The sequence below is a fragment of the Psychromonas sp. SR45-3 genome, assembly GCF_014163575.1.
Lineage (GTDB): Bacteria > Pseudomonadota > Gammaproteobacteria > Enterobacterales > Psychromonadaceae > Psychromonas > Psychromonas arctica.
This window is the reverse complement of record NZ_JACJDP010000084.1, coordinates 1-1,283: the sequence shown is the minus strand read 5'-3', so window position 1 is coordinate 1,283 and position 1,283 is coordinate 1. Positions and strand designations below refer to the sequence as shown.

At 42.3% G+C, this 1,283-nt stretch carries 3 protein-coding genes; all 3 read left to right on the top strand.

The features are described 5' to 3' along the window. The first annotated feature begins 83 nt into the window (after window positions 1–83). The gene (locus H5084_RS19200; RefSeq protein ID WP_182692230.1) at window positions 84–425 is read left to right on the top strand and encodes an IS66 family insertion sequence element accessory protein TnpB; all 342 of its coding nucleotides are present in this window, start codon (window positions 84–86) and stop codon (window positions 423–425) included. Then, window positions 422–772 carry an IS66 family insertion sequence element accessory protein TnpB gene (gene tnpB, locus H5084_RS19195; RefSeq protein ID WP_025565448.1) on the top strand — a complete coding sequence of 117 codons (351 nt, stop codon included), beginning with the start codon at window positions 422–424 and terminating at the stop codon, window positions 770–772. The genes H5084_RS19200 and tnpB overlap by 4 nt, the downstream gene beginning before the upstream one ends. Before the next feature lie 80 nt (window positions 773–852). Then, window positions 853–1,283 (top strand): IS66 family transposase zinc-finger binding domain-containing protein (locus tag H5084_RS19190; RefSeq protein WP_182692229.1); only part of this gene is annotated, 431 nt, incomplete at its 3' end.

Below are 1,283 nucleotides of genomic sequence, written 5' to 3'. Positions count from 1 at the left end.
TGTAAGCGTCTAGCGAAGCACACCTAGTATCGATTTTCTGATTGTTTAAAAATATCTGCTCAATAATAAATTCGGAGCAGATAATGGAAACTTACAGAACAAACGCACAGTGGCAACAACTCTTTCAACAACGTAGCCATTTCAGTGGTACTAATGTTGAATTCTGCCAACACCATAATGTCTCTATTACCACTTACTATAAACAGCGTACTTTATTGACAGAGGGCTTGCCTAAAACATCTTTACCAACACAAACACCAAGCCCCACTGCATCACGCTTTGTCCAGGTAAAACAAACCACTGAAATCAGCGCTCAATCTCATCAAAACAACATACAGTTTGATACGCGTACAGGTCAACTTACCCTGCCAGTCGATTTAGCAACAGCCGACATCGTAGCCATCATTAAAGGGGTAGCAGTATGAGGATGTTTGTCGATGTGCCCACCGTTTATTTATGTGCCGATGCCGTCGATTTTCGTAAATCGATTAATGGCTTAGCGGCCTTGGTGGAAGCTGAGCTTGAATTACCTGTGCTCAGTGGGGCACTATTTGTGTTTTGTAATAAAGGCCGTGACAAACTCAAACTACTTTATTGGGATAATACCGGCTTTGCACTCTGGTATAAGCGGTTAGATAAGCATAAGTTCAAATGGCCCAAACTTATATCTCCCACCATGACCTTAAGTCAGCAACAATTACATTGGTTATTATCGGGTTATGACGTCATCGGTCATCGCAATATTGATGTTACCGGTAAGCAAGTACTCTAATTAAAAGGATCAATTGATGATCATCAACACTTGTTCACTTAATACTGGAAAGCCTACCGTGATGCCTTAATATAGGCGTCATGAAAAATGAACTTGCCCTTAAACAGCGTATTGCTGAGCTTGAAAGTCTACTCGACTATGAGCGACAATTATCTTTACAGAAAGATGCCCACATCGCTGCGTTGGAAGAGCGCTGGCGTTTAGCCCAACAAAAGCAATTCGGCAAAAGTGCTGAAGGCTTTGTTGGCCAAGGTGAATTATTTAATGAAGTAGAAGAGATTGTTGAAGCAGTGAAGGCTGAGCAACAATCCGCTAACGCGCCCCGTAAAAAGCCTATACGTAAGCCGCTACCAACAGATTTACCGCGTGAACAAGTGATCCACGATATCGAGGATAAAACCTGTGGTTGCTGTGGCGGTGAGCTACATAAAATGGGTGAGGATAAGTCAGAAAAGCTTGAGTTTATCCCCGCTCAAATTAAAGTGATTGAGCACATTCGTCCTAAATACGC

Coding starts and splice junctions, on each gene's coding strand:
- H5084_RS19200 (WP_182692230.1), top strand. CDS start 84: ATGGAAACTTACAGAACAAACGCACAGTGGCAACAACTCTTTCAACAA.
- tnpB (WP_025565448.1), top strand. CDS start 422: ATGAGGATGTTTGTCGATGTGCCCACCGTTTATTTATGTGCCGATGCC.